The sequence below is a fragment of the Caloramator sp. genome (assembly GCF_020054765.1).
Classification (GTDB): domain Bacteria; phylum Bacillota; class Clostridia; order Clostridiales; family Caloramatoraceae; genus Thermobrachium; species Thermobrachium proteoclasticum.
Genome location: NZ_JAIHAO010000078.1, coordinates 1 through 6,627, shown reverse-complemented (window position 1 = coordinate 6,627; position 6,627 = coordinate 1). Strand labels below are relative to the sequence as shown.

Genomic DNA, 6,627 nt, shown 5'->3' with positions numbered 1-6,627 from the left:
GTTAATTGGTTGCCAAATCTTTTGCTTAGTAATCTAATTTCAAATTCTCTTTCACCTTCTCTTTTCCCTTTTTCCACGCCTTCTTCAAATAATGAGGCTCCTATCTTTGTCATTCGTATCACCCCTTCCACTTTGTTTATATACTCTTCCCTTACATAATTGTCTGAGAACCTTAATAACGATGCTATTACCGCTTATTTTTTAAAAACCTATCCACAATAAATGGGGAAAAGACAAAAACTTTGGGGATAGTTTTTTGGTTTATTAATTAGTCATTATATTTTTTATAAAAATTTGGTACGTGTTATAAAAAATCAATTGCCGCTAATACCATAAAATGTAAGCCACAGCATATCAGTTGCAAGAGTAGGATACTCAGGGTCACTTACGTCTACTATCACCAAGCCATTATCTCCGTCTGCTACGTACGCGTAATCACCTTTTACATAAACACCATTTGAATAACCCGCTGTGTCAAAAGTCGCCGCTTTTTGCGGATCCGTTGGATCACTTACGTCTACTATCACCAAGCCATTATATCCATCTGCGACAAATGCATAATCATCTTTTACAAAAACATCCATTGCAAATGATGAGCCGTAATGTCCCACTTCTTTAGGGCTATTAGGAGTGCTTACATCTACTATCACCAAACCATTATCACCATCAGCTACATATGCGTACTCATCTTTTACAAAAACAGCCTCTGCATTTTTAGTGTCGCAAATTCCCGCTTCTTTCAGATTGTTTGGGTCGCTTACGTCTATTATTACCAAACCATTATATAAATCTGCCAGATATGCGTACTCATCTTTTACAAAAACACCGACTGCACTTAATGCGTTGTAACGTCCTGCTTCTTGGGGATTGGTTAAGTCGCTTACGTCTATTATTATCAACCCATTATACCAATCTGACACATAAGCGTAGTCACCATTTACATAAACATCGTTTACTGTCAAACCATACTTGTAGTAATGGTAATGCCCAATTTTTTGCGGATTTAGAGGTTCACTTACGTCTATTATCACCAAGCCATTCCACTCATCAGCCACAAATACGTAATTATCTTTTACATAAACATCATATGCTGAACCTGTTGCTGTATCGTAATGCCCCAATTCTTCTGGAACACCAGGCTCACTTACGTCTATTATCACTAAACCATTGTATCCATCCGCCACGTACGCGTAATTATCTTTTACAGAAACCCCTTGTGCCCGGCCTCCGGTGTTGCAATGCCCCACTTTTTTTGTATCTGAAGGGTTACTTATGTCTAATACTATTAATCCATTCCACTCATCAGCCATATATGCATAATCGCCTTTTACATAAACATCCTCTGCCAAACCGGGTGTGTCGTAATGTCCCACTTCTTTAGGGGCACTAGGGTTAGTTACGTCTACTATCACCAACCCATTATCACCATCTGCCACGAATGCATAATCTTCTTTTACATAAACATCCCATGCATTCGCCGTGTCGTAGCGTCCCACTTCTTTAGGGGCACTAGGGTTAGTTACGTCTACTATCAACAAGCCATTCTCATCATTTGCCACATAGGCGTAATTATCTTTTACATAAACATTCAATACCCAAGCTGCTGTGTCATAATAACCTACTTTTATTGGATTTATAGGATTGCTTACATCTACTATCACCAACCCATTATCACCATCAGCTACATATGCGTAACTCTGTTTTACATAAACACCTTGTGCCCAACCTTCTGTGTCGTAATGTCCCACTTCTTTTGGCTCTCTAGGATCACTTATTTCTATTATTTCAAAACCGAATCCATCTGCAATATATGCGTAATTGTCGTTTACATAAATATCTTCTGCATCCCATGCTGTGTCGTAATGACTCACTTCTTTTGGATCTCTAGGATCACTTATGTCTACTATTACCAAGCCATTATATCCATCTATCACATATGCGTAATCATTTTTCACAAATACATCATCGTTTACAAATGCATCATTTGCAATTGATACACTTTTCAAATGAGACAAATGCTCTGGATTTGTTGGATCACTTACATCGAATATGTCTAGCCCTTCTATTCCTACTGCAACTATTATATCTACTTCTCCTTCCTCAGATGTGCCTTCCTCTGGGGCTACTCCCTCTGATGATGCTTCCTCTGGGACTTCCGGTTGTGTTACACAAGAAGACAATATAATTAACATAGCTACCACGACTACCAATAAAAATATTCCTGCTTTTTTCAACTCTTTTAACCCCCTCGTATAAAAACTCTGGATTCACCTTATTGTTTGAAGCGTTTATCCTCGAGTTGTACAATCACATGACGGTTGCTGAGATAGCTAAAAAGTATAATACAACCCAACATAGGTTTTAGAGAATATTAGACTTTTACGTTTCAAAGGATATGACGGTACCTTCAGAAACCGGAGCAAGAAAACTTTACCTACCATTAAAGATAAAGTTGGAATTGATGAATTGATTTAATATCAACATCTTGACATAATTCAAGCCAACGAATTATCTCTTGAACTTAAAAAGATTTTCGATTACATTATGCAGCTAAGTTTTTCTTTTATTCTTTATTGCCCGTGGTTAACTTAATTTAATTCCAGTTTAATTGCCCACTAATTTCATGTGTGAACCTTTTCTTTTTAAAATCTTGTTATTTCAGTCAATATAATTATATTTTTGATATAAATATTGAATTTTATCTTTTCTTATTAGTTCATCAGCTTCTTTATTATTAAAATAGTTATATCCTGTATAAGCCAAAGGAACAACAAACAGAATACCTAATGTTACTCCACTGATTAAAGCAGCACCAGCTGCCATTCCACCTCCACCTGCTGATAATGCTCCACCACCTAACCATGCTAATGAAGCGTTTGTAGCTGCAGCTCCAGACAATGATGATATTGCTATTCCCGTTGAAGTGGTACCAAAGGTATAAGCTATACCCATTAAACTGCTATTTACAGCAATTTGAGTTAATAAAGCAAACCCTATGGTACCTGCCAATGAAATTGAAGTATTTAAAAGCTTTTCTTCATTTAGATCTCCATAAAAACCACTCAAAATCAAATCTAAAGCTGTTATCCCTGCTATTATATACATATTTGTTTTTAAAAAACTTAATTTTTTTATATATCTAGAATACAACTCAAATGACGTTTCGACAGCGCCAATGCCTCCAGCTCTTATAAAAGTTCTTTTCCAATTTATTTCTTCGTTTGTTATATAACTGATTAATAGTTCTTCAACTAATGATATCCCTATTGAAGAGATTCCTATTTTTAAAGCGTCAGTTAATAAGGGATTTATTCTGTATATTTCTGTAGAGTTATATAAATATAACTCTTTATTTTTTAATCTATTTTCGAATTTTTTAGCGGCTTCATTATAAGCAGAATTTCTATCGTAGCCTTTCTTCATAAGTTCAATTGCATCATTTTTAATTATCCCATTTTTAATTGCAGTTCTATTTGAATAAGGAAGGGAATTAAAATTTTCTTTTATTAAAAGGGTTATTTTTTGGTTATCCATATCTGTAATTGTTAATATAACATCATTATTTTTTTCAAAACTAAAATTGAATAATCTTCTTTTATAATCTTTGTTCCCTTTTTCAATACCATCAAAAAATTTTATATGATTATTAATTGATTTTTTAGCCAATTCTACATTTTGAGTATCTTTTATATATAGACTATTATTTATTTTATATACGTTTATTCTTTTACCATTTGAAAGTGGAAGTTCGAAACTATCACTAGCTTTTTTTATATCAATATTTGGATCAAACTTTATTTTTGAAAATTCATTTTTTAGTTGGCTTATGTTATGTTTTATCCAACTTGAACTCATTTGTTTTCCATTTAAAGTGTTTCCTAATTTCGAAGAACCATATTTTGATTCTGAAATTATTATATCTACAGGTATTCCATCTTTATATTTTATATATAATCCATCAAAACCATTATTATTTAAAGATGGAATTATTCTATTCCAATCATCTTTTGCAAAAAATTGATCCATTATATTTTCTGCTAAATTTCCTTTGTATTTGTTAATGTTATTAATATAAGATTGATTAATCAAGTAATTTGGATATTGTGAAGCATTATATATTCCTTCATTTTTAATCATTCTTACTGAGTTTGATAATATACTAATTGTATTTTGTGTAGTTTCTATTTCACTAAACATTACGGAAAAAGAATATGTTGGTATTAATATTAATATAATTATTATTTTTAAATTTCTCATTTTAATAACCCCTTAAAAATCATCCAATGATTTTTTGTCGGAATATAACAAGTATTTACTTGCTGATATTTTTTCTTCTGTATTAAACTTATCATATATTTTTAAAAAAGCTTCATTATATATCATCATTACATCTTGTTTTAGTAAATTTGTATCTATATCACCTAAATATTTTTCTAAAGCTTCTCTTGCTTCTTCGCTCTCAAAATTTAAACCATAATCAGTATTAAAGAAATTTTCCAAATTCTTTAGAGCATATATTTGATAGGCATTGTAAAGACTTTTTTGAAATTCTTGAATTTTATAGTTTATTTCTTTGTTAAGTTCTTCAAATTTTATTTTGTAGTTCTCTGAGTTCAAATTTATATATTTATTGCCTAGCTCATTTCTCAGATTATTTAATTCATCAATAAGCACAGAAAATTTGCAATTAGTACATTCAATTATTTCATTATATTCAGCTTTTAAAGATTCATAAATTTCTTCTTCTTTTTTTATCAATAAAGTGTCATAATAATCAACGAATTCATTTATTATTTTAATTGATTCTGTTTCATTAGCTTTCAAAAGAGGCAAATAAGATATCAAAGTTAGTTTTAGTTCGTTTGCTTTTGTTAAATATATTTCATTATTCTCTTTTTGATTGTAATAAGCTTCTAAATATTTTTTTGACTGTTCGATTAAATCGAAAATAGAAAAATAATTGTTCCACTTTTCTTCCCATTGATTAACTTTTTCCAAAGTTATTTCATCTGTAAAACCTTCGTATAAATAATTATTTATGGTATTTCTTCTATCTTGATATTCGGTAAAATTATTAACGGGTTCTTCTAGAATATTATTAATATAATCTTTTATTTGATTATTAGAGATAGTTTCACTCTCTTGAAAATTATATTCTTCAATTTTATTATTGTAATCTATTAATATATTTTCTAGTTCAAATATTAAGTTGGATAAGTTATCTATATTTTCAGATTCTATCGTTGGATATTGAGAATATAAAAATGATATATAATCATTTAGAAAATTTATTTTTACTGATATATCGGAAATATTTTTTAGTGCATCGACAAAACTTTTAGCATATTTTTCCATATATTGGTATTTATCTTTTTCTTTATAAATGAAGTTGATAAAATAATTGTTGGCATTTAAAATATCTCCTTTTTCTAACAATTCTATAGATTTTTGAAATATTTTATCATCATTCTGACTTCTAATGTAGTTACTTTCGTTTTCATTATATTTTGATAATATCTCTTTTATTTCAAGTAATTCATCTGAATTAATATAATTTTTATCAGAAAAAGTTTCATATGTTTTGTAATTAAAAAATATATTTATTCCCAATAATGTTACTACTACCAAAAATAATAAAATCACTGTCCCCTTTTTCATAAAATCACCCCACAATAATATTTTCAAATTAATGCCACATTATTATTGAACATTTTTCAAGCTGTAAGTTAACTATTTAATTAATTTATTGCTATGGCTAATATAATACTGGTTCTCTCTGATGATTGTTGATCTCTATCCCTTATCCTTAAGAAAAAGAACCTTTTGCCTCAACATCTCAAATTTGTTTCTTCCATACATCATTTTTTTAATAGCTTTTAGTTTATTCACACAACCCTCTACAAATCCTATGTTATATTCATATATGATGGAAGGCATTTCTAATTGCTATCTATTCTCTCACCCTATTTCATGTGATTATCATCAATTCTATTACCAATACCAAAGGCTAATCAAGATGAACGTTAATGAAAAGAATTACTTTTTGTTTAGTAAGTGTAATTACCCTCTTGCATAATATGTATAGATATGGAACTTAAAAAATAGTGCTAAAAATCAGTCTTTTAATCTTTTAATTATTATTCTGGAAAGAGATGACAGCGTACTAATATAGTAGCAGTAAGATAAACGGGGGTTCCCCTCTAAAGTTGTAACACTACTCAAACATGTATACAATAAATCGTTCAGATAACTTTTTGCTTTCTCCTAGTGTTCTTTTTTCAATACCTCTATTTAACTTACCAATTTTTTTCATTCCTTATTTTTTTAAGTTATTGACATTGTTAATTCACCCCTTTAATCCATTAATTTTTTGCTACTTCTCTAATCTTTTCTATCATTATATCGTCCTTTGCATAAATTAACTTTAATAGGTTAAATAAATAGTGATTCACAAGTGGTCCTCATGAGATTTGGGATTTTGAGGGGCAAAGTAGTAAAATAGATATAAATATTAAATTCTTAAAAGAAGTGATTTTTGTGAAGTCTTACCCTCCAGAGTTAAAGGCCAACGTTGTTAAAGAGCATGTCGAAAAAGGCGTTTCTTGTTCTCAACTTAGCAAAACTCAC

4 protein-coding genes are annotated in these 6,627 nt (G+C 30.1%); 1 reads left to right on the top strand and 3 read right to left on the bottom strand.

Translation table 11 applies throughout. The features are described from left to right. Positions 1 to 314: 314 nt before the first annotated feature. On the bottom strand, positions 315 to 2,234 hold the full coding sequence (locus JG776_RS12395; protein ID WP_291967993.1) for a hypothetical protein: 1,920 nt from the start codon (positions 2,232 to 2,234) through the stop codon (positions 315 to 317). Between JG776_RS12395 and JG776_RS12470 the strand changes: the two genes are divergently transcribed. Further along, entirely contained in the window at positions 2,210 to 2,365 is a 156-nt protein-coding gene (locus JG776_RS12470; RefSeq protein WP_366934219.1) for a transposase family protein, read from the top strand. The two genes, JG776_RS12395 and JG776_RS12470, sit on opposite strands and share 25 nt — an antisense overlap. Positions 2,366 to 2,658: 293 nt before the next feature. On the opposite strand, the gene JG776_RS12390 is transcribed toward JG776_RS12470, so the two are convergent. Further along, positions 2,659 to 4,257, bottom strand: a complete 1,599-nt coding sequence (locus JG776_RS12390; RefSeq protein ID WP_291967991.1) for a hypothetical protein — start codon at positions 4,255 to 4,257, stop codon at positions 2,659 to 2,661. A gap of 12 nt (positions 4,258 to 4,269) precedes the next feature. Further along, a complete protein-coding gene (locus JG776_RS12385) occupies positions 4,270 to 5,658 on the bottom strand; it encodes a hypothetical protein (RefSeq protein ID WP_291967989.1) in 1,389 nt (462 codons plus the stop codon). Positions 5,659 to 6,627 lie beyond the last annotated feature (969 nt).